The organism is Roseicyclus sp. (assembly GCF_965662675.1).
Lineage (GTDB): Bacteria > Pseudomonadota > Alphaproteobacteria > Rhodobacterales > Rhodobacteraceae > Roseicyclus.
On sequence record NZ_CBFIIK010000011.1, the window covers coordinates 20,893 to 44,951 of the forward strand.

Here is a 24,059-nt window from a genome sequence, read left to right on the forward strand (position 1 = left end):
GCCATCCCATCCAAAGCTGCAACGCGCGATCGTGGCGAGCGACGCTATTCCTCGGCGTCGGTAACGGGGCGATAAGGGCTTGCAGCTTCGGCAAAGCGATGCTGGGCGGGCGGTGGCTCATAGACAGGAATGTCGGTTTGCATTTCCACGACCGGTTTTTCGCGGGCGGTATTGCGGCAATGAAAGCTGACCGCCAACGCCCCACCCGAGAGCGGCACGACATCCACGCGAAAGGCCCGCCCATGGCTGAGCATGATCTCATCGCTCCAGCCGGCGCGATCGGATTGGGGCAAGGCGAATTGTCGGATTTCGCCCCAAATGCCGCTGGGCTGGGCGCGCGCTTGCCATGTGCGGGTGGCCTCGGTCACCGACAAGACACCGATCACCGCGTCGGGTTCGACCTCCCACAAGGCGGCATAGGCGGCGTTGACCAAGCAAAGCCGCCCCTCGGCCGAGAAAACGGCCAGCGCGGCGGGCAGATCGTCGATCACGGCTTGGTACATGTCCAATTCGCTGCGGAACTTGCGGGTCAGCGAGACCTCGGCGGTGATATCTTCGAACATGAAGGCCAGCGCGCCATCGGGATGAGGGCGACCGATGACGCGGAAACTTTGCCCCCCGGGCAGGGTCCAAAGCTCTTGAAAGGTGCCATCGACGGCGCCGCGTTCCAGCCGCGCGATCTCGTCGCGCCAAGAGCGGTAGTTCTTGGGTTCGGGCATGCGCTGATGGTCGCGCAACGCGTCGAGAAAGGCGAAAAGGCCGGGCCGGGCCGACAGGAATTGCGGTGTCAGGGTCGAAAGGGTGACCAGCGCGGGGTTGAACAGCACCAACTCGCGCCGCTTGTCGAAAATCGCCAAGCCGATGGGCAATTGCGCGAAGGTCTTGGACAGGGTTTGCACGAAATTGCGCAGGGATATCTCGGCGCCTACCAGACGGTCGCTGGGCAATGCGGTGCACCAAAAGCTGTTGTCGGCTTGGCGCATCACGGCGACCTCGAACCAGAGCGCGCCATCATGCGCGGTGGCGATGCCCACATCATGCTTTGGCAGCGCCAGATGACAGCGCCGCATGCTGCCCGGTTCGGGTGGCGGGTCGAGATGATCGGCAAACAGGCTTGGTAGCGGCCAAGGCACTTGTGGCTGGCGCATCGAGGCCAGACGCTCGACCAAGGCGACGTAAGGGGCATTGGCCCAGATCACGCGACCATCATGGCTCATCCGCCAGATCGGGCAGCGCGCCGCATCAAGGGCATGTCGCAGGTCGGAAATCTCTTCATCGAGCGCGGCAAGGCTTGCGCTGTCGACGACCTGTCGGCCTGTACCCGCCTCGCTCGGGCCGATGGTGATGACGAGCCGATCTTGTTCGATCCGACCCGCGATGGACAGTAGATCTTGCCCAAACGTCGCGGGCAGCAAGAAAGCCTCGCCCCGGCGCGCCAAGCCCGCGAAACGCGCAGGCAGATCGGGGTTGAGCGGCTTGAGCGCGCGGCCAAGCAGATCGAAGGCGCTGCTGCGGTCGGTATCGGCATGCAAGAAAGCGTCATTGGGGTCGATCGCAGAGAGCAAATACCCCTCGCGGAATTCGTAGCGGCGCGGCGCATCGGCGAAAACGATGCCCTTGGCGGTCTGCGGCAGACGCGCAGTCGTCACATAGCTGGCCGCGACAAGCCCGATTGCAGCGCTGACCAAGCTGACGCCAGCGAAGAGGATCACGGTATAGAGTTCAGGCATTATCCCACGCCCCTCATCTGTGCCCCGGACACAGCATGGCAGCGAAGAGTTAACAGGGTGTTAAGTCGATCTGCGGCGTGAAAGAATTTCTTGTCCAACAAAGGCCGCCGCCGGGCAGACCCTAGATCGCGATAGGCCGGTTTTCACCCAAAGGCGCGCTGGCCGCATCGGCTGGCAAGCCGATGGCGGCATAGGCCCAGACGACCTCGACCACGGCGCCGGATTTCTCGGTCTTGTCCTCGATCGACAAGAAAGGGTCGGTCGCATTGTCGAAGCTGACGCGCGCCCCGGCCCGTTCGAGCAAGGTCTTGGCGATGAAAAGCCCAAGCCCCATCCCCTCGTAGCCGGGGCGGGCGGGGCTTTGGGCGCGCGCGCGGCGGCTGAGAAAGGGATCGCCCAGACGCCCGAGAAGATCGGTTGGGTATCCCGGACCGTCATCGGTGATGCGCAGCCTGATCTGGCCCGCATCCCAACGCCCCTCGATCCAGATCTGAGTTGCGGCGAAATCGACGGCATTTTGTACAAGATTGCGCAGCCCGTGGATCACCTCGGGCTTGCGCCAGATCACCGGTTGAGATGCGGCTGCATCGCCTTCGGCGACGAAATCGTAATTGATCGCGACGCCGCGCGCGGCGTGCGGTTCGGCGGCCTCGCGCACCACGGCAGCCAAGGGGGCCGAGCGCATGTGCAGGTCATCCTTCCCGGCCTGCCCCATGGAGCGCAGGATATCGCGGCAGCGGTCGGCCTGATCGCGGATCAGCTTTGCATCATCGGCCAGTTGCGGATGCGCGCCCAACTCGTCGACCAACTCGGTCGAGACCAGCTTGATGGTGGCCAAGGGCGTGCCAAGCTCATGCGCGGCAGCGGCGACGACGCCCCCCAGATCGGTCAGCTTTTGCTCGCGCGCCAAGGCCATTTGCGTCGCCAAAAGCGCTTGGCTCATCGAATGTGTCTCGGAGGTGATGCGCCGCGCATAGGCCGACAAGAAGACGATGCCGATCGTGATCGCCATCCAAAAACCCATCACGAACATCGGCGGCAGTTGCAAGACATCGCCCGATTGCAACGTCAGCGGCACATGAAACAGCCCCAAGAGCGTGATCATCGCCACCGCCAGCACGCCCAGAATGATCGTCGAGCGCACAGTCAGCGCCGTCGCAGAGATCGTCACCGGCGCAAGGATCAACAACGCGAAGGGGTTGTTCAACCCGCCGGTCAGGAACAGCAAGAAGCAAAGCTGCGACAGATCGAAAAGCAGCGTCAGCATCGCGTCACGATCCGACAGGCGCTGGTTCTCGGGAAAGATCGTCATCGCCACGAGGTTCGACACCACCGAGGCCCCGATCGCCAGAAAGCACAGCCCCAACTCGATCCTGAGACCTAGCTGGAAGGCGGCGAAAACCACCGTCACGGTCTGGCCCAGTATCGCAAGCCAGCGCAGCACCAACAGCGTGCGCAACCTGACCCAATCGCTGCGCGCATCTTGTCGGACCAGATCAAGGGCTGGGTCGGGCAGCGCATTGGCCATCGGAGGGGCTTTCTGTCACATGGGATAGGTCGTGAATTGATAGAGCCAAGGGGCTAAGTAATCAACGCCGGCCAACGTCGGCGCGTAGCATTCGCAACCGGAGAGCCCGAATATGACCCGCATCTATGCCCTTGCCTCGGCCGCCTTGATCGGCTCGCTCATGCTTGGCGCGGGTGTCGCGGTCTACCTTGGCCAGACCGGCGACGGATCGGCCGATCCCTTTGCCGGATGCCGCGCCAGTGTCGTGGCCGGCGGTGCGGGGGCCATTGGCGGCCCCTTCACGCTGGTCGACGAAACCGGGCAAACGGTGACCGATGCCGATGTCATCACGGCGCCCACGCTGCTTTATTTTGGCTATACCTTCTGCCCCGATGTCTGCCCGCTGGATACGGTGCGCAATGCCGAGGCGGTCGATATCCTCGAGGCAGATGGCCATGACGTCTTGCCGGTCATGATCTCGGTCGATCCGTTACGCGACACGCCGGAGGTGATGGCCGCCTTTACCGCCAATATCCATGAACGCATGCTGGGGCTGACCGGTACGCAAGAGCAAACCGACGCTGCCGCGCGGGCCTATCGGGTCTATTTCCGGTCGAACCGTGAGGGTGACGACCCCTATTACCTGGTCGATCACACGGCCTTTACCTATCTTGTGCTGCCCGAGCATGGTTTCGTCGAATTCTTCAGCCGCGAAACGACACCGCAAGAGATGGCCGAACGGACGGAATGTTTCGTGGAAGCAGGCAGTTGAGCCGATACCATTGTATCTGCAACGTTAAATTGACCGCTCCGGTCGATTGCCTGTAAGAGGGTTCAACAAGCAATCGCCCGGAAGGAGACGCCGCATGTCACAAGAGCGCAGCCTCAGAGACATCGGACCCGATAAGACCTTGCTTCTCGTCGATGATGACGAGCCGTTTCTGCGTCGTCTTGAACGGGCGATGGAAAAGCGAGGCTTCACGGTCGAGGCCGCCGAAAGCGTGGCTGCCGGCAAGGCGATCGCCAATGCGCGCCCCCCTGCCTATGCGGTGGTTGATTTACGGCTCGAAGATGGCAATGGGCTGGATGTGGTCGAGGCGCTGCGCGCCAAGCGGCCCGATTGCCGGATCGTCGTGCTGACGGGTTATGGCGCGATCGCCACGGCGGTGGCCGCCGTCAAGATCGGGGCGACCGACTATTTGTCGAAACCCGCCGATGCAAATGACATCACCGCCGCCCTTTTGGCCGATGAGGAAGAATTGCCGCCGCCGCCCGAGAACCCGATGTCGGCCGACCGGGTACGCTGGGAGCATATTCAGCGCGTCTACGAGCTGTGCGACCGCAATGTCAGCGAAACGGCACGGCGGCTGAACATGCATCGGCGCACGCTGCAACGTATTCTCGCCAAGCGCTCGCCGCGATAAGAACGACCCAAACCGCCACTTCCTGCTCGGAGAAGCCGATGTCCCTGCGTGCAACGATCGCTGTCTGCGCGATGATCATCTTGTCTGGTTGCGTCACCGGCTCGCGCGAACCTGCACCGCCGCCGATCTCGCTGGATGCGCAGGGTATTCAGCCCACGATCAGCGGACTCCGCATCGATTTCGGCCGCGCGCAGGTCGGCGTCATCGACACGGTCTCGCGGCTTTTGGGTGATGGCCCCGATGCGATCACGACCACCGCCGAATGCGGACCAGGCCCGATCACGGCGGCCAGCTGGGAAGATGGTCTGACGTTGAACTTTCAAGACGGCGCTTTCGTGGGCTGGGTGAATACCGACCCCGAACTGGCTGTGGCGGGCGGTTTTCGCGCGGGCATGTCGCGGCTCGAGATGCCGCCGGTCAGTTTCCAGATCACCTCGCGCGGGACGGAATTCGCGCGCTCCGATATCGCGGGTCTGTTGACCGAGGGTGACGCAGCCATCAGGTTGCTTTGGGCCGGACGGGTCTGTTTCGCACGCTAAGGCGCGGCTGAGAGCCGTGTCGCAGTCAAGCGAAACGCGCCCTAGTCCAAATCAAAGCGTTTGCAGATTTTGTCGACGCGCATCCCGTTGGCGAGGCGTTGATCCGACAGGTGGCGCCAATCGCGAAAGCCGCGCGATTGGTAGTAAATCAGCCCGCCTGTGTTATCGGCGCGGATCGTGGCATTGATCCAGTCAAAGCCTAGATCACGCGCAGCCTGTGCTGTGGCTTCGAACAAGGCCGAGCCAATCCCGAGCCCGGTTTTGCCACGCTGCACGAATGTCGAGATATCGGCAACCTCGGGCGGAAGGGAGGTATGGGGTTCGATATACTGAAAACCCATGATTTCGGTTCCGACCTCAGCGACGTGGCAGGCTGCACACGGCGCGCCGAGAAGCGGCAGGAAATCTTCCGCGATGACCGTTTCGGTGCGGGCGGTGGTGCCGCCTACGGCAATGATCTCATTGAGCAGCACGGCCATCTCGCGGGTGTCGAGCGGGGCTGCGCGGCGGATTACGGGGCGCTGATCCATCAAAAGGCCGCGATCAAGGCCGCGTGCCGCGCGGTGAAGGCGTCGCGCACGGCAACGGGCGGGCGCAAGACCAGATCAAGCCCATCGATCAGGGCCGGATCGGGCGCGCCGAAAAAGCGATCCGCCTCGGGCGCGGAAAACCCGGCAAGCTGTGTTGCCTCGAGCCATGCCGAAAGCTTGTCGGCGCGTTTGATCAGTGCCTTGACCGGCGCAGGCAGCATGGCGGGCAGGCCAAAGCGCAGATGGATCGCCGCGGTCAGCCGCTCATCGAGCGCGCCATAGCCGGGGCCGACCGCCGATTTGACCGGGGAAATCATGTCGCCGATCACATATTCGGGCGCGTCGTGCAAAAGGGCGGCCAGCCGCCACTTCGCGGACCAATCGGGTTTGAGGCGGCCGCAAATCGCCTCGACAAGCAGCGAATGCTCGGCCACCGAATAGGCGTAATCGCCGCGTGTCTGCCCGTTCCAGCGCGCGACGAAGGCCAGCCCATGAGCGATATCGACGATCTCGATATCGACGGGTGTTGGGTCGAGCAGGTCGAGCCTGCGGCCCGACAACATGCGTTGCCAAGCACGGGGTGGCGTTTTGGGCATGTGACCCCCAAGGAGAGTTTTGCGGATTGATAGCACCTGCAACCCGATCGGCCAGCCCCCAAAGGCCGCTTGGCATTGCCCGAGGGGTGTTCGAGTGCTAAGTGGCCCTCGAAATTACCGTGAGTAAGGATAGACCAAAGTGAACGATTACATCGTCAAGGACATTGCGCTGGCCGATTTCGGCCGTAAGGAACTGGACATCGCCGAGACCGAGATGCCGGGCCTGATGGCGCTGCGCGAGGAATACGGCGCGAAAAAGCCGCTCAAGGGCGCGCGCATCGTGGGCTCGCTCCACATGACGATCCAGACTGCCGTGCTGATCGAGACACTGGCCGATCTGGGCGCGGATGTGCGTTGGGCCAGCTGCAACATCTTTTCGACCCAGGATCACGCGGCGGCCGCCATCGCCAAGGCGGGCATCCCGGTTTTCGCGATCAAGGGCCAAAGCCTTGAAGAGCATTGGGATTACCTCGACAAATCCTTCATGTTCCCCGACGGGCCGAACATGATCCTCGACGATGGTGGCGATGCGACGCTGTACGTTTTGTTGGGCGCGCGCGCCGAGGCGGGTGAAGAGATCATCCCCGTGCCGCAATCCGAAGAAGAAGCGGTCATCAAGGCGCAGATCGCCAAGCGCATGGCCCAAAGCCCCGGCTGGTTCACCAAGATCAAGGCCCAGATCAAGGGCGTGTCCGAGGAAACCACCACGGGCGTGCATCGCCTTTACGAATTGCAGAAGTCGGGCCAGCTGCCCTTCCCCGCGATCAATGTGAATGACAGCGTCACCAAGTCGAAATTCGACAACAAATATGGCTGCAAGGAATCGCTCGTCGACGGCATCCGCCGGGCCACCGATACGATGATGGCGGGCAAGGTTGCCGTGGTTTGTGGCTATGGCGATGTGGGCAAAGGCTCTGCCGCCAGCTTGCGCGGTGCGGGTGCGCGCGTGAAAGTGACCGAGGCCGACCCGATCTGTGCGCTGCAAGCCGCGATGGACGGGTTCGAGGTGGTGCTTTTGGAGGATGTGGTGGATAGCGCCGATATCTTCATCACCACCACCGGCAACAAGGATGTGGTCCGCATCGAGCATATGCGCGCGATGAAGGACATGGCGATCGTCGGCAATATCGGCCATTTCGACAATGAAATTCAGGTCGCCGCCCTGAAGAACCACAAATGGACCAATATCAAGGACCAGGTGGATATGATCGAGATGCCCTCGGGCAGCCGGATCATCCTGTTGTCCGAGGGGCGTTTGCTGAACCTTGGCAACGCGACGGGCCACCCGTCCTTCGTCATGTCGGCCACCTTCACCAACCAGGTTCTGGCGCAGATCGAGCTGTGGACCCGTGGCGAGGCCTATGGCAACGAGGTCTATGTCCTGCCCAAGGTCTTGGATGAAAAGGTCGCGCGCCTCCATCTGGCCAAGATCGGCGTCAAGCTGACGCCGCTGTCCAAGGATCAGGCCGACTATATCGGCGTGGCGCAGGAAGGCCCCTTCAAGCCAGAGCATTACCGCTATTGAGTGCGCGCAAATCGCGCTGGATCAGCCGCCCCCAACGGGGCGGCTTTTTTCATGGGATTTTGTGGCTTGGCTGCGTCGTATCTATTTTCTTTTGAATTAATCTTTTGACAGCGGGGCCACCTTGGGTAACGTCGCGCAAGAGCTTGGCCGATTTGGGCAAGTCGGGACATGCGTTACTGGGAGTAAAAAGTATGGGCAAACGGGACGAGTTGATCGCGCGCTACGCCGACGATCTGAAGAACAAGTGCGGCATGACGCCGGATATGGACCTTTTGACCAAGGTCACCATCGGCTGTGGCCCCTCGATCTACGACGCCGATGCATCGACCGTCGCAGGTAGCCAGCCGGGCGAGATCGAAACCGTGAAGAAGAATTTCTTGATCAAGAAGCTGGGCCTCAAGGACGGTCCCGAGCTTGACGCCGCAATCGACAGCGTGATCGAGACCTACGGCAAATCCGAGCGCAACAAGTACCGCGCTGTGATTTACTACATGCTGGCCAAGCATTTCAAAAAAGAAAGCATTTACGGCTGAGCCTATCCAATCGGGGTGGGCCATTCGCATTTGAGGCGAATACTTCTTGAATGGGACGGGCTATTTCTTTGCCTGCGCTTGCAGCTTGCAGTATGACAGCCACAACGCCCGACCAGGATGGACGGGCCCGACATCAAGAACACGCGGAGCGAGTGAGCGCGTGGGTGGTGGAGGGCCTCGCCTTGTCGGGGCCCTCCTTTTTTCCGTGAGAGAAGGCGCGCCGTCAGGCGCACCGCCCTCATATCGCGCGCCTACAACCCGGCCATCTTGCAAATGATCGCCCATTGTTCGGCTGTCACCGGCTGCACCGAAAGGCGCGGGCTTTTGACAAGCGCCATATCGGCCAATGCGGGTTGGGCCTTGATCTCGGCAAGCGTCACCGGGCGCGGGAGTGCCTGCATCGCCTTGATGTCCACACAGTCCCACGCTGGATCATCGCTGGTGCTGTCATGATGGGCGGTGGCGATGACCTGAACGATGCCCACCAGCGCCTTTTCGCTTTGGGTATGATAGAAGAACCCCAGATCGCCCAGCGCCATGTCGCGCATGAAGTTGCGCGCTTGGTAGTTGCGCACGCCCGACCATTCCTCGCCGGTCTCGCCCTTGGCGCATTGCTGGTCCCATGACCATGTGTCGGGTTCGGATTTGAACAGCCAATGGCGCATCGCGGTTACTCGGGTTTCAGGGGGCGGTTGAGCAACATATCGGCCAGCGCCGCCAAATTGGCGCGGCCATCGGCCAAGGCGGCCACCGCATCGGCGATCGGGGTGTCGAGATCGCTTCGCGCGGCGATCTCGCGGGCGGTGTGCAGCCCTTCGACGGTGATATCAGCCGCGAGCCGCTCGCCGCGCGCCAAAGCCAAGCCATAGCGGAAATTGCGCGATTTCTCGGAGCTGCAGGTCAAGATCAGATCGCCCAAGCCCGACAGGCCGCGCAGCGTCGCCTCCTCCGCGCCAAGGGTCATGGCAAGGCGCGTCATCTCGGACAAACCGCGCGTCATCAGCGCAGCGCGCGCGCTTTCGCCGTAGCCCGCCCCGATCACGGCACCGGCGGCGATGGCGATCACGTTCTTCAACGCGCCACCCAGTTCCGCGCCCAGCACATCGGTGCTGCGATATAACCGCAGATGCGGCGTGGACAGGCGATCTTGCAGTGCCGCCCCTGCCTCATCATCGGCACAGGCCAGCGTCAGCGCCGTGGGCAGCCCCGCCGCGATATCGACGGCGAAGCTTGGGCCGGTCAGCTGTGCGGGCAGCGCCGCGCTGTGGCGCGCGATCAGCGCCGTGGGGCCAAGCCCGGTGGTGCGGTCGATCCCCTTGGCGCAAGAGACCAGCCTTTGCGCGCCCAGCGGGGTTTGCGCCAAGAAGGCCCCAAGGCTTTGCGTCGGCAGCGCCAAAAGCGCCAGATCGGCGCTCAGATCGGCGGCCTGATTGGTCACGCGCAGGCCGGGGGGGAAGGCAAAGCCCGGCAAGCGGCGGGTATTTTCACCGGCGCGCGCCATCGCGTCGGCATCATCGCGGGCCAAAAGCGTCACCGCATGCCCGGCCTTTGCATAGATGATGGCCAGCGCCGTGCCAAAGGCACCCGCGCCGATGATGTCGATACGCCCCTTCATGCCTTGGCCCCTTTCTTGCCCGATCCGATCAGCGGCGCGGCTGCCGTATCAAGCGGCCAGCGTGGCCGGGCCGACAGCGTCATATCGTCGATCCGCCCCGATTGCAGCGCCAAAAGCCCGGCAAAGCCGATCATCGCGGCATTGTCGGTGCAAAGCGCCAAGGGCGGCGCGACAAAGGGCAGGCCGACCTCTTGCGCCACGGCGATCAGGCGCGCGCGCAAGGCGCGGTTCGCGGCCACCCCCCCTGCAACGGCAAAGCCTGTCAGCCCCGGTTGATCCGCGAGCGCACGGGCTGATTTGATCGCCAGCACATCGGCCACCGCCGCCTGGAACCCGGCGCAAAGGTCAGCGCGGTCTTGTTCGGACAGCCCGCCTTGGGCCGCGATCAGCTGGTCGCGCTGCCGCAGGGCGGCGGTTTTCAGCCCCGAAAAGCTAAGATCGCAGCCGGGGCGGTCCAAAAGCGGGCGTGGCAGGTCGAAGCGCGCGGAATCGCCGGCACCGGCTGCTTCCTCGACCGCAGGGCCACCGGGTTGCGACAGGCCCAACAGCCGCGCGACCTTGTCGAAGGCCTCGCCCGGTGCGTCGTCGATGGTGCCGCCAAGGCGGATGAAGGCATCCGGGCCATCGACGCGCAAGAATTGGCAGTGACCGCCCGAGACCAAGAGCATCAGATAGGGGAAAGCCAAGCCGTCGGTCAGAACCGGGGTCAGCGCATGGCCCGCCAGATGGTTCACGCCGATCAGCGGTTTGCCCAAGCCCATCGCCAACCCCTTGGCTGCCATGACACCCGAAAGCACCCCGCCGATCAGCCCCGGCCCCGCGGTCACGGCGATGGCGTCGATCTGGGACAAGGCCACGCCAGCCGCCGACAGCGCCTGTTCCGCCACCAGATCGAGCTTTTCGGCATGCGCGCGCGCCGCGATCTCGGGGACGACACCGCCAAAGGCCGCGTGCAGATCGGTTTGGCCCGCCACGATGCTGGACAAGATATCCGCCCCGCCGTCGCGCGCGCGCAACACCGCGGCCGCGGTATCATCGCAGCTGGATTCAAGGCCGAGGATGGTCAGGGCAATGGTCATGGGCACGCGTTGTCAGATCAGGACTTGGCAGGTAACACTGCACCCCATGTCTGACAATGCCGCAGCCTTCCCCCCATTGATCTTGCTGACCCGTCCGCGGGCAGCCTCGGCGCAATTCGCCGAAGCCTTGCACAAGGCGCTTGGGCCCGTCGCAGTCAGCATCGCGCCTTTGATGGAGATCGTGCCGCAGGGCGATGTCCCCGATCTGGATGTGGCGGCCGGGCTCATCTTCACCTCGGCGGCGGGGGTGGATGTCTTTGCCGCGAAAAGCGCGCGGCGCGATCTGCCCGCATGGTGCGTGGGTGCACGCACAGCGGCGGCGGCGGCGGCGATCGGGTTGACGGCACACAGCGCCGAGGGCGACGCCGAGGCGCTGGTCGCACTCCTGAGCCATGCCGCACCACGCGGGCGGCTGGTGCATCTTTGCGGCATCCATCAGCGCGGCGATGTGGCCGCCCGGCTATGCGCCGCCGGGCTGCAGGCTGTGGCCGCTCCGATCTACGACCAAAGGGCTGTGGCGCCTGACGCGGTCTTTGCTGCTGCGCTTTCCCATCCGGGGCCGGTGATCGTACCGCTGTTTTCGCCGCGCAGTGCCACGCTTTTCGCGCAGGCTGCGAGTCATGCGCCGGTCATGCCCGTGGTACTGAGCGATGCGGTGCGCGCGGCCCTGCCCCCCGCGATGGCCGCGCGTGCGCATGTCGCCGCCCAACCCGATGCCCCTGCGATGATCCGTGCCATGGCTGCGGTGATTTCACCGCATTCCGCGGCTTGAGGGGTTGGTAAGGCTGGTCTAGGCTTGCCCGAGCGCAACTGTAAGCTGCGTTTGACATGGTAGGGTGTACATTCGAAGGACGGGATCAGGTGGTACGCGCAAGCTCGAAAAGCTCAACCGGTACAGGCAATCGGCGTAAGGTAAAGCCCAGCTCCGACACCGCTGAAACCAAGACCGACACCGCAATGGCCAGTGCCGAGACCCAAGCGAACGATTCGGCCACACAACCCGTGGCAGAGGATACACCCGCGATCACCACGCCAGATCCCGATCCCGCGCAAGAGGCCGCCGCGGCCATCAGCGACGAGACCACACAGCCCGCCGATATCGAAGATGCGACCGTGATCGAGGATGCAATCGTCACACCACCGCCCGCGCCAGCGCCACAAGCAGCGCCGCAACAGCGGGCCGGGATCGTGCCGCTGGTGCTTGGCGGGCTGGTTGCCGCCGGGATCGGCTATGGCGCGGCCTATATGGGCTGGTTGCCAACCGGCCAAAGGGCCGATGCAGCCGATCCTGCCTTGGCTGCGGCCTTGGCCGAGCAGGGCGCAGCACTTTCGGCCATGCAGGACCAGATCGCGGCGCTGAGCGCGTCCGTGACGCAAGCACCATCGCCGGCCGCAGCGCCAGCCGGTGTCGATCTCGACCTATCGCCGGTGATCGACCAGATCGCGGCGCTGTCGGGCCAGATCGGCGCCTCGACCGACGGGATCGCGACATTGGCCGCGCGGGTCGGTGCCTTGGAAAATCGCCCTGTCTTTACCGGCAATGCCGATGAGGATCTTTTGGCGGCGCAGCAAGCCGCCGATGCGCGCGCGGCCGAACTGGCCGCCGAACGCGACGCCATTGCCGCCGAGGCCGCCGCCGCGCAAGAGGCCGCCGCCCAAGCCGCCGCTCAAGCCGCCGAGGCCGAGGCCGCCGCAACAACGGCCATCGCCGAGGCCGAAGCAGCAGCACAGGCCGCCCTTGCCCGCGCCGCCGCCGAAGCGGCCCTTGGCCAAGTTCAGGCGGCGCTGGCCAGCGGATCAGGTTTCGCCGCGCCACTGGCCACGATCGCGGCCACGGTCACGATCCCGGAGGCGTTGCAAGCACTGGCCGAGACGGGTGTAGCGACACAAGACACGCTGACACGCAGCTTTGCCCCCTTGGCGCGTGCCGCCCTTCCGGTGGCATTGCAAGAAACCGCCGGCGACAGCGTGGGCGATCGGTTGGGCGCTTTTGTCATGGGTCAGATCGGCGGGCGCGCTGTGGCGCCGCGCGAGGGCGATGACCCCGATGCGGTGCTGAGCCGCGTGGGGGCCGCGGTATCGGGCGGCGATCTGGAGGGCGCGATTGCCGAGATCGCGGCCTTGCCCGAAGGGGCGCGCGCTGTGCTGGCACCATGGGTCGCCGATGTCGAAGCGCGTCGTGCAGCCGAGGCGGGGCTTGCATCCCTGACCGCCGCGCTTGCGGCCAACGGTAATTGAGGGGGGCGCAAAGATGCTTTGGTCCTTACTGAAAGTCTTTATCTTCATCGCCTTGGTTGCAGGGCTCACCTATGGCGCGGACCATCTCATGGGGATGGGGGATCTTGCACTGTTGACGGTGATGGGGCGCGAATTCGTGCTGACACCGCTCTTGGCGATCCTCGGTGCGATCGTGTTGCTGATCGCGGTCTGGCTCTTGTTCAAGCTGGTCGGTTTGTTGGTCGCGACGCTGCGCTTTCTCAATGGCGACGAGACAGCGATCAGCCGCTATTTCAACCGCCGTGCCGAGCGTAAGGGCTACGAGGCGCTGGCTGAGGGGATGATGGCGCTCGCCGCGGGCGAAGGGCGCTTGGCCATCCGCAAGGCAGAACGGGCCGAGAAATACCTCGGCCGCCCCGAACTGACCAAGCTGGTGGTCGCACAGGGCGCGGAAATGGTGGGGGATGCAGCACTTGCCACACAGACCTTCAAGGCGCTGGTCGCCGATGATCGCACCCGTTTCGTCGGTGTGCGTGGCTTGATGAAGCAAAAGCTGGCGGCCGGTGACACCGATACCGCCATGAAGCTGGCCGAAAAGGCGCTTGCGATCCGTCCGCGCAACGAAGAGGTGCAGACCACGCTGTTGCAGCTGCAAGCGCGGCACGAGGATTGGGCGGGCGCGCGCGCAACGCTGGCGGCCGCCCTGAAATCTGGCAACCTGCCGCGCGATGTGCACAAGCGGCGCGATGCGGTGCTGGCACTGGCCCATGCGCGCGACGCCATGGCCGAGGGCAAGATCGCCGAGGCCAAGCGTGACGCGGAAACCGCCCAACGCATGGCGCCGGGGCTGGTGCCCGCCGCGGTGATGGCCGCGCGTCTGGCCATTGCCGATGGCAAGGCGAAACAGGCCGAAAAGATCGTGAAAGCGGCTTGGGCAACCGACCCGCACCCCGATCTGGCGGCCGCCTTCGCCGAGATCGCACCGGGCGAGACGCCCGCCGAGCGCGTGAAGCGTTTCAAGCCGCTGATCGCCAAACATGCGGGCCACCCCGAGGCCAAGATGCTCGAAGCCGAATTGCAGATCGCCGCCGAGGATTTCCCCGCCGCGCGCCGCGCGCTGGGCGATCTGGCCGAGGAACATCCAACCGCGCGCACCCTGACGATCATGGCCGCGATCGAGCGTGGCGCCGGTGCCGAGGATCGGCTGGTGCGCGCATGGCTGGCCAAGGCGGTGATGGCCCCGCGCGGTATGCAATGGGTCTGTGGCGGCTGTGGCCATATCCATGCCGAATGGCGCCCGGTGTGCAGCCATTGCGGCAGCTTCGACAGGCTCAGCTGGCAAGAGGTGGCCCAAAGCGACGCGGCGCTGATGGGCCCGGCACAGATGCTGCCGCTGATCGTGGGCGCATTGGAGGATAGCCGCCAGCAAAACACCGAGGAGGCGGAGATCATGGATGGCGCCCCGGTCGAGGACACGGCGCAGGACGACACCGGCGTCACCTCGGAAACCGCCCGAAATTAGGGCTAGGCACGCCCTGCACAGCTTGCTAAGAGGCCGCGCAGTGTGCCGCCGCGCGGTCGTTCCTCGATCGCACACGGCACGGCGGGCCAATGTCCCGCGCAGAGAAGAATGCCGCTGTAGCTCAGCTGGTAGAGCACGTCATTCGTAATGATGGGGTCGGGGGTTCGAGTCCCTTCAGCGGCACCATTCTTCTCTCCGAGATCATCCAGTGATATCCTAGAACGCCATGTTTATAAGGGGATTGCGAAACTCTTTTGTCCGATACCATCCGGGCAAGTGCGTTGAAATACCCCCAAATTGGGGGCTTTCTTGGGGGCATCGCGAGTAGGCGTAAAATAGGATGCCCCCATCATGCCCCTGTCGGACGTTCAGATTAGGAACCTCAAGCCCAAGGCAAAGCCTTACAAGGTCGGCGATTTCGATGGGCTCTACATGACAGTCACGCCAACCGGCTCGCGGCTCTGGCACATGAAGTATCGCGTTGCAGGGCGTGAGAAACGCATGTCTTTCGGTGCCTATGCGTCTTGCTGCTCTTGGCGGAGGGTGGGCCACGTTCCCCCGATGAGTGTTGACATCAGGCATGCCGTCGAGTGCATCGTTGGGTCGATTGGCGCAGCAATTTAGATCGCAAAACGCTCTATGCGATCGGCGAGCGGCCAGCACACCAAGGAGATCTTTCGTGACCACTTTCGAAGCAGACCCAAGCGTTCGGGCCGAGCTTGCACCGACAGGCATTCTTCGCGCAGGCATCAACACCGGTAACTTCCTTCTGGTGACGGATCGCGCGGAAAATGGCGATCCTGTGGGCGTATCACCGGATGTCGCCGCTGAAATCGCGCGCCGCCTTGGTGTTGCGCTCAAGATGATCCCATATGCTGACCCCGGGAGTCTGGCCGACGCGGCAGAGCGCGGCGAATGGGACATCGGAAATATCGGCGCCGAGCCCCAGCGCGCGCGGACAATCACATTCACTCCCGCCTATTGCGAGATTGAAGCGACCTACCTCGTTCCAGCAGGGTCTTCGATCCGCTCGATCGAAGATGTGGATCGTCCCGGTGTTCGCATCGCGACCAAGGGGCGCGCGGCCTACGGATTATGGCTAGAGAACAACCTCCGCCATGCCGAGCTTCTTCGAACAGACACGATAGACGGTTCGTTTGAGGTCTTTGTCGAACAGGAACTCGATGCTTTGGCCGGGCTCAAGCCGCGATTGCTGCAAGACGTCGAGCGCCTTCCCGGAGCACGCATTCTGGAAGGGCAGTTCAGCGCGGTCCAGCAGGCAGTCGGAACACCGCGCCACAACGCCCATGCAGCAGCTTGGTTGGCCGGTGTGGTTGAAGATTTCAAGTCATCTGGCTTCATTGCGCAGCTGATTGAAAAGCACCGCGTGCAAGGCCTGACTGTGGCGCCCCCGGCCTGAGTGCCTATCGCGAAGATTGCTGGTCATAGGCTTGATTTGGGCTCGCAGCTGCGCTGTCAGAGCGGATCAGCTTGACATCGCAGAGACAGCAAAAGGCGTACGGCTAGGGGCATTTTTGGGGGCGCCGAAAAATGTCGAAATTTTAATATTATCAATTCAACATCTTATACCCTAGACCCCAATCCCTTCAGCGCAACATTCCTCTCTCCGAAATCATCCGGTGATGTCAAAAACCGGCTTTCCGTCAAGCGGGTGCCGATCCGTCGCGATGCGCCTTGGGGCGCTGCGGACTAGCGTGTCAGCTCGATGACCGGACCGCCTGCGGCCTGTGCGTCGGCGGGGTCATGTGTGACCATCAGCACCGGGATGGCGCGGCTGAGGATATGCGCGAAGGTGAATGCGCGCAGGTCGTCGCGCAGGGTGGCGTCGAGCTTGGAAAAGGGCTCATCAAGCAAAAGGGCGCGGGGTTCTGCGAGAAGCGTGCGCATGAGTGCCGCGCGCGAGCGTTGCCCGCCCGATAGCGTCGCCGGATCGCGATCATAAAGGCCGCAGAGCCCCGCCCGTGTGAGCGCCGCCTCGACCGCCGCGCGCCGCGCTGCACGCCCTCGGACGCTGCGGGCCAGCCCAAAGGCAAGATTGTCGCCCACAGACAGATGCGGAAACAACACTGCATCTTGGAACATCAGCCCCACCCGCCGCGCTTCGGGCGGTAGGGGGGTGATGTCGATCCCATCGAGGTGGATGCGCCCCGACAGGGTGAAACCATGCGCCAGATGTCCGCCGATCGCGTCGAGCAAGGTAGATTTGCCGATACCCGAGGGGCCCATGACGGTGGCCACTTGACCCGGCTGCACCGTCAATGTGATGGGCGGAAAAAGCGCGCCACCCGCCTTTGCCGTCACACTCACCGCATGCAGGCACAGCGTCATGTCGCATGCCCCGGCAAAAGGGTCCGGCGGTTGCGATGCAGCAGCGCGGGGATCAGGAAGGCCGCACCATAGGCCGCGAAGGGCAGCGCGGTCTGGAGCGTCGCATAGACCCCGGTCACCCGCCGATCCGAGGAAGAGGAGAGCGTCACCGCTTCGGTCGTGAGGGTGGCGATCCGCCCTGCCCCCATGAACAGCGTCGGCAGGTACTGCGCGACGGACACGGCGATGCCGATGGCCGCCGCCGTCAGGATCGGGGTCAACAGCACGGGCAACTTGATGGTGAACAACCGCCGCCACGGCCCCGCACCCAGCGCACCCGCCGCACGCCCAAGCCGCGGGTCCAGCGCGCGCCAAGGATCGGAGAGCGCGATCATCACATAGGGAAAGACGAACAGCGCCTGCGCCCAGATCACGGCCAGGTACCCGCCCGTCAGCCCAAGCCGCAAGAACAGCACGTTCAGCCCGAACAAGAAGCCAATCTGGGGCACCAGAAGCGGAAGATAGATCAGCGCTTCGGCCCAGCCCGCGCGCCCGCGCCTTGCGCGGTCTTCGCCTTCGAGCCAAGCGATGGCCAGCGTCAACGACAGCGCGGTGGTGGCCATGGCCAAGATCAGCGTATTGCCCAGCGCCGCGGCCCAGCCGCCGCCTTGGATCGACCATGCGCGCAGAGACCAGCTTTCGGGCCAGACACCGGGCCAAGGCCAGCGCCACGCCAGCGACCAGACAAGCAAGGACATCATCGCCAGCGCCCCCGCTGCAAACAGCAAGACCGCCAAGCCCGTGGCCACCCATAGACCCGGTTCCACCGACGACCCTCGGCCGCCGCGCCGCACCCACCAGCACCCGATCGCGCGCCCGGCCCGTTCCAGCACCCACAACAGCGCAAAGGCCGCCGCAACAAGCATCGCCTGCAACAGCGCACCCGCCGAAGCGGGCAACAACAGCCCGATATCGGGCGCCGTGAACAGGCGCAAAAGCAGCACCGCCAAGGTCGGCGGATGAGATGGGCCCAAGATCAACGCCATATCGACGACCGACAGTGAATAGGCCAAGACCACCATCACCGGCAGCCGCATCAGCGGCCAAAGCTGCGGCATGATCACCTTGATCCAGACGATACTGCGCCCATAGCCCAGCGACCGGCCCGCCGCGAGATGCTGGCGCACGGGGATCTGGCTGAGCGCCGAGAGCATCACGAGCAAAAGAAACGGCACCTCCTTGACCATCAACCCAAGGATCAGCGCCACCCCGCCCGGATCATTCACACTGGCCCAAAGCGGCGGTCGGTCCCAGCCCATGAGCGGCGCAAAGGCGCGCGCGATCCAGCCAGATGGCGATAACAAAAAGACCAGACCGATCGCCATCGCCGCATGGGGCGCCGCGAGAAACGGGGTCAAAAGCCGCCCACTGGCCCGCTGTGAGATCCGCCCATGCATCACCACGCAAACGCCGATGGCCAGCAGCAGCGACAGCACGCTGGACAAAAGCCCGGTGACAAGCGTCAGCCGCAAAGCCGAGACAAAGCCCGGCAGCGCGATCAGATCAAGAACCGGGCCGAAGGAAAGATCGGTCGCGCCGATGGCGGGCAGCATACCTGCCCCGGCACGTGCCGTTTGCCACAGCCCAGCCGCGATAGGCAGCACTAGCCCAAGGGCAACCGTGACCAACACGCCAGCCCGCAGCCCACGCCCATCGGCAAAAGCGGCCTTCACCTTGTGTAGCGCCTTGCCCATTCCTCGGTCAGGCGGGTCATCCAGCTTGCATGCGGTTCAGGCAAGGTGGGGCCCAGATCCTCGAGGCTTGGCAAGGCAGGCGCAGTCGGCAGCGCATCGAAAGCCGCACGCGCCGCATCATCGAGCCGCGCAGGATCGAGGACCGAGAAAGACCCCAGAACCTCGATATTCTGCATATGCGCCTGCACCATGGGGTCGAGCAGGAAATTCGCCACGACCTGTGCGCCGGCGGCGTTGGCGGCATTGTAGGGGATGGCAACGAAGCTGATATTGCCGATCGTGCCACCCTCGGGCACGAAAACGCGCGCGGTCTCGGGCAAAAGGCCCTGCGCAATGGCCGCAGCGGTCGAGGCCGGATCAAACGACATCCCGATATCGATCTCGCCATCATTCAGCAATTGTTGCTGCACACTCTCATTCTCGGGAAAGGTTTCGCCTCCGCGCCACAGGTTCGGGCGCAGCGCGTCATACCACGCCCAAAGCGGCGCGGTCTGCTGGGCAAAGCTGGCATCGCTGGCCGGCTCCAGAAGCACCGCGCGATCGGGGGCCAGCTCGATCAATGCTTGCTTGAGAAAGGTGGCACCCATGAAGTTCGACGGGTCGGGATGGGTGACGCGGCCCGGATTGGCCGCGGCCCAATCGACGAAAGCCGCCATGTCGCGCGGCGGCGCATCGACCTGCGCACTGTCATAGTTGAACACGAAACGCGCCAAGCGCCACGGGCTTTCCATCCCCTCGACCGGCACGGTGAAATCCAATGCCGCGGGGGCGGGCGGCACAAGATCGACGAACTGAGAATTAGGCAGGTCGTCGACAAAGGGGCCGAACAATAGCCCCTGCTCCTTCATCGCAAGGAAATTCGGCCCGTTGATCCAGATAAGGTCAACCGACCCGCCGCTATCGCGCCCCGCGGCCCGTTCCGAGACCACCCTGATCACCGCCTCGGCGGTGTCGGTCAGGCGTACATGGCTGATGGCCACGCCGTAACGCTCTTCGGTCTGCGCGCCCACCCAATCAATGAAGGCATTGGTCCGCGCATCCCCGCCCCAAGCGTTCCAAAAGACCGTCTGGCCGCGCGCGGCATCGCGCGTCGCCTGCCAATCGGCCATGGCCGGGGCAGCGGAGAGCGTCGCAAGGATCGAGAGGGTGGAAATAAGGCGCATGACTGGTCCATTTCTTTCAGGGTGGTACTGATACGACTTCTACGCAAAGCCGTCACTACGGCGGTGGTCGGTTTTCTGGCCGCCATGACCACGGCCATACTTGCGCTGCCGTCACCTTGCGGGCGATTTGCGCGCATGAAACGGTAGCCGCAGCGACAGGAGGCATCTAGCTGAAAGATCGCAAGGATGCGCCAAATTCTGGCTGACGCTTCATCAAAGGACCGTGAGCTGCGCCTGTGATCGGACCTGCCGTGTGCGATGGTTGCGCGCTTTGTCGCGATACGCCGCCATGCCGTGGCGATGCGGAAAAACCCGAGGGGCGGGCGGCCCTGCGACCCGATCCGAACCATCCCACGCCGCGCCAACACGGGCTTGCGACATGCCCGGGGTGCGAAGCCATTGCGACCGGACCCCGCGAAGCTTTTGGGACAGGTGCAAGAAAGCTTGTTTCATGGGGGCTCTTTGGTGACCCCGACAGGATTCGAACCTGTAACCTATCCCTTAGGAGGGGATTGCTCTATCCATTTGAGCCACGGGGCCAGCCGTGGGTGTTGTCGGTCATTCGGACGAAACGGGCAACCCGGAATTGCGTCGTGGCACTTGCGGGCTTAGGCTACGACACCTATCACGGCGGTAACAGCCGCACCCATGCAGGATTGGCCCATTGCGCGGACGCAACCCATTCGATGGCAAACCCCAGATGACGCTGCGCGATGTGGCCGAAGCTGCGGGCGTGTCCGAAATGACGGTGAGCCGTGTTTTGCGCAACCGGGGCGATGTGTCGGGCGCAACGCGCGACCGGGTGCATATCGCGGCACGCAAGCTGGGCTATGTGCCCAACAAGATCGCGGGGGCCTTGGCCTCGAACCGGGTCAACCTTGTCGGCGTGGTCATTCCGTCGCTGTCGAACATGGTCTTTCCCGATGTGCTTTCGGGCATCAGCGAGGTGTTGGACGAAACGCCTTTGCAGCCGGTCATCGGGACGTCGAAATACGACGATGATCTCGAAGAAAAGGTCATCTATGAAATGCTCAGCTGGCGGCCCTCGGGGTTGATCGTGGCGGGGCTCGAACATAGCGATGCCGCCCGCGCGATGATGGCCAATGCCGGCATCCCCGTGGTCGAGGTGATGGATGTCGATGGCGACCCGGTCGCGGCCTGCGTCGGCATCAGCCACCATGAAGCCGGACGCAAGATGGCCCGAGAGATCGCCCAACGCGGCTATCGCCGGATCGGCTATTGCGGCTCATCCTCCATCGCCGATCATCGGGCACAAAAACGGCGTCAGGGTTTTGTCGCGGGGCTGGCCGAGACAGGGCTGCAACTGACCGATAGCTGCCTTTACGCGGGTACCTCGGGGTTCGGCACCGGGCGGGCGATGACCGCCGAGATCATGACACGGACACCCGACCTCGATTTCCTCTATTTCAACAGCGATATCAACGCGGCGGGCGGGCTGCTTTACTGTCTGGAACAGGGGATGGATATCCCCGGCCAGATCGGGCTTGCAGGCTTCAACTCCTTCGAGGTGCTGGACGGTCTGCCGATGCGGATCGCCACGATGGACAGCCAACGCCACGAGATCGGACGCCGCGCGGCGGAATTGATCGCGGCCAATGAGTTGACCGATGCGGTGATCACGCTCGATCCGGTGTTTTTGCCCGGCGATACCGTGCGCGGGTAAGAAACGTCCTCAACACTCAGGCAGGTTGACGGCCAGCCCGCCAAGGCTGGTTTCCTTGTATTTCATCGACATGTCGCGGCCGGTCTGGCGCATCGCCTCGATGCAGTTATCCAGCGGCATGAAATGCGTGCCATCACCGCGTAGCGCGAGGGATGCCGCCGAGACCGCCTTGATCGCGCCCAGACCGTTCCGCTCGATGCAAGGCACCTGGACCAGCCCGCCCACCGGGTCGCAGGTCATGCCAAGGTGATGCTCGAGTGCGATCTCGGCGGCGTTCTCAACCTGTTCATTGGTGCCGCCCAAGGCCGCGCATAGCCCGGCAGCGGCCATTGCGCTGGCCGATCCGACCTCGCCCTGACAGCCGACCTCGGCGCCGGAAATGCTGGCGCGGTGCTTGATCAGCCCGCCGATGGCGGCGGCTGTCATGAGAAATATCTCGCGCCCTGCATCCGTGGCACCGATGCAATGGTCGCGGTAATAGCGCAGCACGGCGGGCACCACACCCGCCGCCCCGTTGGTGGGCGAGGTCACGACACGGCCACCGGCGGCGTTTTCCTCGTTGACCGCCATGGCATAGACCGACAGCCAATCGGTGATGGTATGCGGTTGCGCAAGGTTCGAGCCGCGCTCGGCCACAAGCTGTTCATGGATCGCCTTGGCGCGGCGTTTCACGCGCAGACCGCCGGGCAATTCGCCATCGACCCTGAGGCCACGGTCGATGCAGTCATCCATCGCTTGCGCGACGGCGTCGAGCTTGGCCTTGACCGTGGCGCGCGGCGCATGGGCGGTTTCATTGGCCCATTTCATCGCCGCGATGGATTTGCCCGCAGTCGCCCCCATCGCCAGCATCTCGGCCGCCGACGAGAAAGGATAAGGGTAGCCGCCCGGCGTATCGGCCGACACGCCACCTTGTGCGGCACTTTCCAACTCGCGCGCGGTGGCGACAAAACCGCCGCCGATGGAATAATAGGTTTCTTCCAGATAAAGCCGCCCCGCCGTGTCATAGGCGCGCAAAATCATGCCATTGGCATGACCCGGCAGGGGCGGGCCATAGTCGAAGACCAGATCACGGTCGGGATGGAAGCGCAGCGGCGGCAGACCCGGTGGCGTGACCATGCCATCGGCGCGGACCGTGGCCTCGATCACCTCGGCACGGTCCGGGTCGAGCGTGGCGGGCACGAAGCCCGCGAACCCCAAGATCACCGCCCGGTCTGTGGCGTGCCCCTTGCCGGTAAAGGCGAGTGAGCCATGCAGACTGGCGCCCAAAGCGGCCAGATCGCCCGCGCCCGGTTCTTTCTCGCGGCCCGAACGCAAATCATCCAAGAACCGCGCAGCCGCTGTCATCGGCCCCATCGTGTGGGACGAGGACGGGCCGACGCCGATCTTGAAGATGTCGAAGACGCTGAGAAACATGAGGTGAAGCTAAGCCATCTTGGCTTGTTTCCAAGGCGGAAAGCGACGGGGGTTGCTTGGAATACGACCGCGCGCGATGGGGGCGCACCCGGTTCAGATCGCGATGAGGCATCTGGTTTTTAAACCGCCCTCCAGACGAAAGAGAATGATTTCTGGCAATTTCGAACGAGAAAATATCCTTTGACAGGATGTCAATTTCAATTTGATCGGGCATTGAGGCGAATTGCGGTTGATACCCACCATACCAATTCATGATATCGCCGCAATTGCATGAAGGTTTCGCGATGTTTCGCACTCACGCAATTGAGCGTGAACGATTGGATCAATGCGGAACCGGGAATTCCATGCAACGTTCAAACACTTATCGCCACAGGGCGCATATGAAGCGCTTTGCAAGGCAGCATGCGAATGATCAATTGCCACACCAAGCGCGATCGGCATGTGATTGGCCAGTAGATCGGCGATGCACCAAAAGAAAAGGGGTGAGCCGAAGCCCACCCCAATCCTGTTTCCAATCCTGGCTAGGATTAGAACGAGAAGCGAACGCCAACGAAGGACGATTCAGCCGCATTCACGCCACCGGCGAGCGAAGCGCCCGTGCCGAGAGCGTAGGAGAAGGTTGCTTCCCAAGCCGACTCTTCGTCGGTGGCGTAGCCGAGCGAGATGCCGCCCAATTCTGCGCCAACGCTGAGATCCCAGTCGTCGTTGGTGTCAGCGGATACGCTGGCCGACATGCCGTTTGCGGCATATGCCAGGCCGACCTTGGTGATCGCGTCGCCAACATCACCAGCCTTATACTCGAGCGAAGCAGTGATCGCGTCCATAGCATAGCTTGCGTTCAGCTTGGCACCTGCGTCAGCACCCGTACCGTCGTTGCCGGTGATCGATGCGCTCAGACCA

Annotated in this window: 23 protein-coding genes and 2 tRNA genes; 12 read left to right on the plus strand and 13 right to left on the minus strand. The window is 63.6% G+C overall.

Annotated elements, in window-relative coordinates; all coding sequences use genetic code 11:
• Positions 1-44: 44 nt before the first annotated feature.
• Positions 45-1,730 carry a PAS-domain containing protein gene (locus tag ACTG4J_RS03845; protein ID WP_439137263.1) on the minus strand — a complete coding sequence of 562 codons (1,686 nt, stop codon included), beginning with the start codon at positions 1,728-1,730 and terminating at the stop codon, positions 45-47.
• A 121-nt stretch (positions 1,731-1,851) separates the two neighbouring features.
• Positions 1,852-3,258, minus strand: coding sequence for a sensor histidine kinase RegB (gene regB, locus ACTG4J_RS03850; RefSeq protein WP_439137265.1), 1,407 nt, complete (start codon positions 3,256-3,258; stop codon positions 1,852-1,854).
• Between the two features lie 112 nt (positions 3,259-3,370).
• On the opposite strand from regB, the gene ACTG4J_RS03855 reads away from it, so the two are divergent.
• From ACTG4J_RS03855 to ACTG4J_RS03865, 3 genes are all read left to right on the plus strand, one after another.
• On the plus strand, positions 3,371-4,009 hold the full coding sequence (locus ACTG4J_RS03855; RefSeq protein ID WP_439137266.1) for an SCO family protein: 639 nt from the start codon (positions 3,371-3,373) through the stop codon (positions 4,007-4,009).
• A 94-nt stretch (positions 4,010-4,103) separates the two neighbouring features.
• Entirely contained in the window at positions 4,104-4,661 is a 558-nt protein-coding gene (locus ACTG4J_RS03860; RefSeq protein ID WP_213685573.1) for an ActR/PrrA/RegA family redox response regulator transcription factor, read from the plus strand.
• Between the two features lie 38 nt (positions 4,662-4,699).
• A complete protein-coding gene (locus ACTG4J_RS03865) occupies positions 4,700-5,200 on the plus strand; it encodes a hypothetical protein (RefSeq protein ID WP_439137267.1) in 501 nt (166 codons plus the stop codon).
• Between the two features lie 41 nt (positions 5,201-5,241).
• On the opposite strand, the gene ACTG4J_RS03870 is transcribed toward ACTG4J_RS03865, so the two are convergent.
• Positions 5,242-5,730 carry a GNAT family N-acetyltransferase gene (locus tag ACTG4J_RS03870; RefSeq protein WP_439137269.1) on the minus strand — a complete coding sequence of 163 codons (489 nt, stop codon included), beginning with the start codon at positions 5,728-5,730 and terminating at the stop codon, positions 5,242-5,244.
• On the minus strand, positions 5,730-6,326 hold the full coding sequence (locus ACTG4J_RS03875) for an HD domain-containing protein (RefSeq protein ID WP_439137270.1): 597 nt from the start codon (positions 6,324-6,326) through the stop codon (positions 5,730-5,732). Before ACTG4J_RS03875 ends, ACTG4J_RS03870 begins: the two co-directional genes overlap by 1 nt.
• A 139-nt stretch (positions 6,327-6,465) precedes the next feature.
• On the opposite strand from ACTG4J_RS03875, the gene ahcY reads away from it, so the two are divergent.
• Positions 6,466-7,851 (plus strand): adenosylhomocysteinase, encoded by a 1,386-nt coding sequence (gene ahcY, locus ACTG4J_RS03880; protein WP_439137272.1) that lies wholly within the window; start codon positions 6,466-6,468, stop codon positions 7,849-7,851.
• 191 nt (positions 7,852-8,042) lie between these two features.
• Positions 8,043-8,384: a DUF2853 family protein gene (locus ACTG4J_RS03885; RefSeq protein WP_439137273.1), complete on the plus strand. Its 342-nt coding sequence runs from the start codon at positions 8,043-8,045 to the stop codon at positions 8,382-8,384.
• 251 nt (positions 8,385-8,635) lie between these two features.
• Here ACTG4J_RS03885 and ACTG4J_RS03890 read toward each other — a convergent pair whose 3' ends face one another.
• The 3 genes from ACTG4J_RS03890 to tsaD are packed head-to-tail and all read right to left on the minus strand — an operon-like array spanning position 8,636 to position 11,078.
• Positions 8,636-9,049 (minus strand): EVE domain-containing protein, encoded by a 414-nt coding sequence (locus ACTG4J_RS03890; RefSeq protein WP_439137274.1) that lies wholly within the window; start codon positions 9,047-9,049, stop codon positions 8,636-8,638.
• A gap of 5 nt (positions 9,050-9,054) precedes the next feature.
• A complete protein-coding gene (locus ACTG4J_RS03895) occupies positions 9,055-9,999 on the minus strand; it encodes an NAD(P)H-dependent glycerol-3-phosphate dehydrogenase (RefSeq protein WP_439137275.1) in 945 nt (314 codons plus the stop codon).
• Positions 9,996-11,078, minus strand: coding sequence for a tRNA (adenosine(37)-N6)-threonylcarbamoyltransferase complex transferase subunit TsaD (gene tsaD, locus ACTG4J_RS03900; protein ID WP_439137276.1), 1,083 nt, complete (start codon positions 11,076-11,078; stop codon positions 9,996-9,998). The genes ACTG4J_RS03895 and tsaD overlap by 4 nt, the downstream gene beginning before the upstream one ends.
• 46 nt (positions 11,079-11,124) lie before the next feature.
• Between tsaD and ACTG4J_RS03905 the strand changes: the two genes are divergently transcribed.
• The 6 genes from ACTG4J_RS03905 (at position 11,125) to ACTG4J_RS03930 (ending at position 16,237) form a co-directional block, all read left to right on the plus strand.
• Positions 11,125-11,850 carry a uroporphyrinogen-III synthase gene (locus tag ACTG4J_RS03905; RefSeq protein WP_439137278.1) on the plus strand — a complete coding sequence of 242 codons (726 nt, stop codon included), beginning with the start codon at positions 11,125-11,127 and terminating at the stop codon, positions 11,848-11,850.
• Positions 11,851-11,939: 89 nt separating this feature from the next.
• Positions 11,940-13,316, plus strand: coding sequence for a COG4223 family protein (locus ACTG4J_RS03910; RefSeq protein WP_439137279.1), 1,377 nt, complete (start codon positions 11,940-11,942; stop codon positions 13,314-13,316).
• 13 nt (positions 13,317-13,329) lie between these two features.
• The gene (locus ACTG4J_RS03915; protein ID WP_439137281.1) at positions 13,330-14,817 is read left to right on the plus strand and encodes a heme biosynthesis protein HemY; all 1,488 of its coding nucleotides are present in this window, start codon (positions 13,330-13,332) and stop codon (positions 14,815-14,817) included.
• A gap of 110 nt (positions 14,818-14,927) precedes the next feature.
• Positions 14,928-15,003: transfer RNA gene (locus ACTG4J_RS03920), tRNA-Thr, on the plus strand.
• Positions 15,004-15,168: 165 nt separating this feature from the next.
• The gene (locus ACTG4J_RS03925) at positions 15,169-15,441 is read left to right on the plus strand and encodes an Arm DNA-binding domain-containing protein (protein ID WP_439137283.1); all 273 of its coding nucleotides are present in this window, start codon (positions 15,169-15,171) and stop codon (positions 15,439-15,441) included.
• Positions 15,442-15,496: 55 nt separating this feature from the next.
• Positions 15,497-16,237, plus strand: coding sequence for a transporter substrate-binding domain-containing protein (locus ACTG4J_RS03930; RefSeq protein ID WP_439137284.1), 741 nt, complete (start codon positions 15,497-15,499; stop codon positions 16,235-16,237).
• Positions 16,238-16,527: 290 nt separating this feature from the next.
• Here ACTG4J_RS03930 and ACTG4J_RS03935 read toward each other — a convergent pair whose 3' ends face one another.
• From ACTG4J_RS03935 to ACTG4J_RS03950, 4 genes are all read right to left on the minus strand, one after another.
• Entirely contained in the window at positions 16,528-17,166 is a 639-nt protein-coding gene (locus tag ACTG4J_RS03935; protein ID WP_439137286.1) for an ATP-binding cassette domain-containing protein, read from the minus strand.
• Positions 17,163-18,878, minus strand: a complete 1,716-nt coding sequence (locus ACTG4J_RS03940) for an ABC transporter permease (protein ID WP_439137288.1) — start codon at positions 18,876-18,878, stop codon at positions 17,163-17,165. The genes ACTG4J_RS03935 and ACTG4J_RS03940 overlap by 4 nt, the downstream gene beginning before the upstream one ends.
• The gene (locus ACTG4J_RS03945) at positions 18,875-20,062 is read right to left on the minus strand and encodes an ABC transporter substrate-binding protein (RefSeq protein WP_439137289.1); all 1,188 of its coding nucleotides are present in this window, start codon (positions 20,060-20,062) and stop codon (positions 18,875-18,877) included. The genes ACTG4J_RS03940 and ACTG4J_RS03945 overlap by 4 nt, the downstream gene beginning before the upstream one ends.
• A gap of 463 nt (positions 20,063-20,525) precedes the next feature.
• Positions 20,526-20,602 (minus strand) — tRNA-Arg (locus ACTG4J_RS03950).
• 160 nt (positions 20,603-20,762) lie between these two features.
• On the opposite strand from ACTG4J_RS03950, the gene ACTG4J_RS03955 reads away from it, so the two are divergent.
• Positions 20,763-21,746, plus strand: a complete 984-nt coding sequence (locus tag ACTG4J_RS03955) for a LacI family DNA-binding transcriptional regulator (RefSeq protein ID WP_439137291.1) — start codon at positions 20,763-20,765, stop codon at positions 21,744-21,746.
• A gap of 9 nt (positions 21,747-21,755) precedes the next feature.
• Here ACTG4J_RS03955 and ACTG4J_RS03960 read toward each other — a convergent pair whose 3' ends face one another.
• Together ACTG4J_RS03960 and ACTG4J_RS03965 are read right to left on the minus strand one after the other, a co-directional pair.
• Complete coding sequence (locus tag ACTG4J_RS03960; RefSeq protein WP_439137292.1) at positions 21,756-23,159, minus strand: L-serine ammonia-lyase; 1,404 nt, start codon at positions 23,157-23,159, stop codon at positions 21,756-21,758.
• A 527-nt stretch (positions 23,160-23,686) separates the two neighbouring features.
• On the minus strand, positions 23,687-24,059 hold a 373-nt coding region (locus ACTG4J_RS03965), incomplete at its 5' end, for a hypothetical protein (protein WP_439137293.1).

Coding starts and splice junctions, on each gene's coding strand:
- ACTG4J_RS03870 (WP_439137269.1), bottom strand. CDS start 5,730: ATGGATCAGCGCCCCGTAATCCGCCGCGCAGCCCCGCTCGACACCCGC.
- ACTG4J_RS03915 (WP_439137281.1), top strand. CDS start 13,330: ATGCTTTGGTCCTTACTGAAAGTCTTTATCTTCATCGCCTTGGTTGCA.
- ACTG4J_RS03895 (WP_439137275.1), bottom strand. CDS start 9,999: ATGAAGGGGCGTATCGACATCATCGGCGCGGGTGCCTTTGGCACGGCG.
- regB (WP_439137265.1), bottom strand. CDS start 3,258: ATGGCCAATGCGCTGCCCGACCCAGCCCTTGATCTGGTCCGACAAGAT.
- ACTG4J_RS03935 (WP_439137286.1), bottom strand. CDS start 17,166: ATGACGCTGTGCCTGCATGCGGTGAGTGTGACGGCAAAGGCGGGTGGC.
- ACTG4J_RS03885 (WP_439137273.1), top strand. CDS start 8,043: ATGGGCAAACGGGACGAGTTGATCGCGCGCTACGCCGACGATCTGAAG.
- ACTG4J_RS03890 (WP_439137274.1), bottom strand. CDS start 9,049: ATGCGCCATTGGCTGTTCAAATCCGAACCCGACACATGGTCATGGGAC.
- ACTG4J_RS03925 (WP_439137283.1), top strand. CDS start 15,169: ATGCCCCTGTCGGACGTTCAGATTAGGAACCTCAAGCCCAAGGCAAAG.
- ACTG4J_RS03845 (WP_439137263.1), bottom strand. CDS start 1,730: ATGCCTGAACTCTATACCGTGATCCTCTTCGCTGGCGTCAGCTTGGTC.
- ACTG4J_RS03955 (WP_439137291.1), top strand. CDS start 20,763: ATGACGCTGCGCGATGTGGCCGAAGCTGCGGGCGTGTCCGAAATGACG.
- ACTG4J_RS03960 (WP_439137292.1), bottom strand. CDS start 23,159: ATGTTTCTCAGCGTCTTCGACATCTTCAAGATCGGCGTCGGCCCGTCC.
- ACTG4J_RS03855 (WP_439137266.1), top strand. CDS start 3,371: ATGACCCGCATCTATGCCCTTGCCTCGGCCGCCTTGATCGGCTCGCTC.
- ACTG4J_RS03945 (WP_439137289.1), bottom strand. CDS start 20,062: ATGCGCCTTATTTCCACCCTCTCGATCCTTGCGACGCTCTCCGCTGCC.
- tsaD (WP_439137276.1), bottom strand. CDS start 11,078: ATGACCATTGCCCTGACCATCCTCGGCCTTGAATCCAGCTGCGATGAT.
- ACTG4J_RS03865 (WP_439137267.1), top strand. CDS start 4,700: ATGTCCCTGCGTGCAACGATCGCTGTCTGCGCGATGATCATCTTGTCT.
- ACTG4J_RS03875 (WP_439137270.1), bottom strand. CDS start 6,326: ATGCCCAAAACGCCACCCCGTGCTTGGCAACGCATGTTGTCGGGCCGC.
- ACTG4J_RS03905 (WP_439137278.1), top strand. CDS start 11,125: ATGTCTGACAATGCCGCAGCCTTCCCCCCATTGATCTTGCTGACCCGT.
- ACTG4J_RS03860 (WP_213685573.1), top strand. CDS start 4,104: ATGTCACAAGAGCGCAGCCTCAGAGACATCGGACCCGATAAGACCTTG.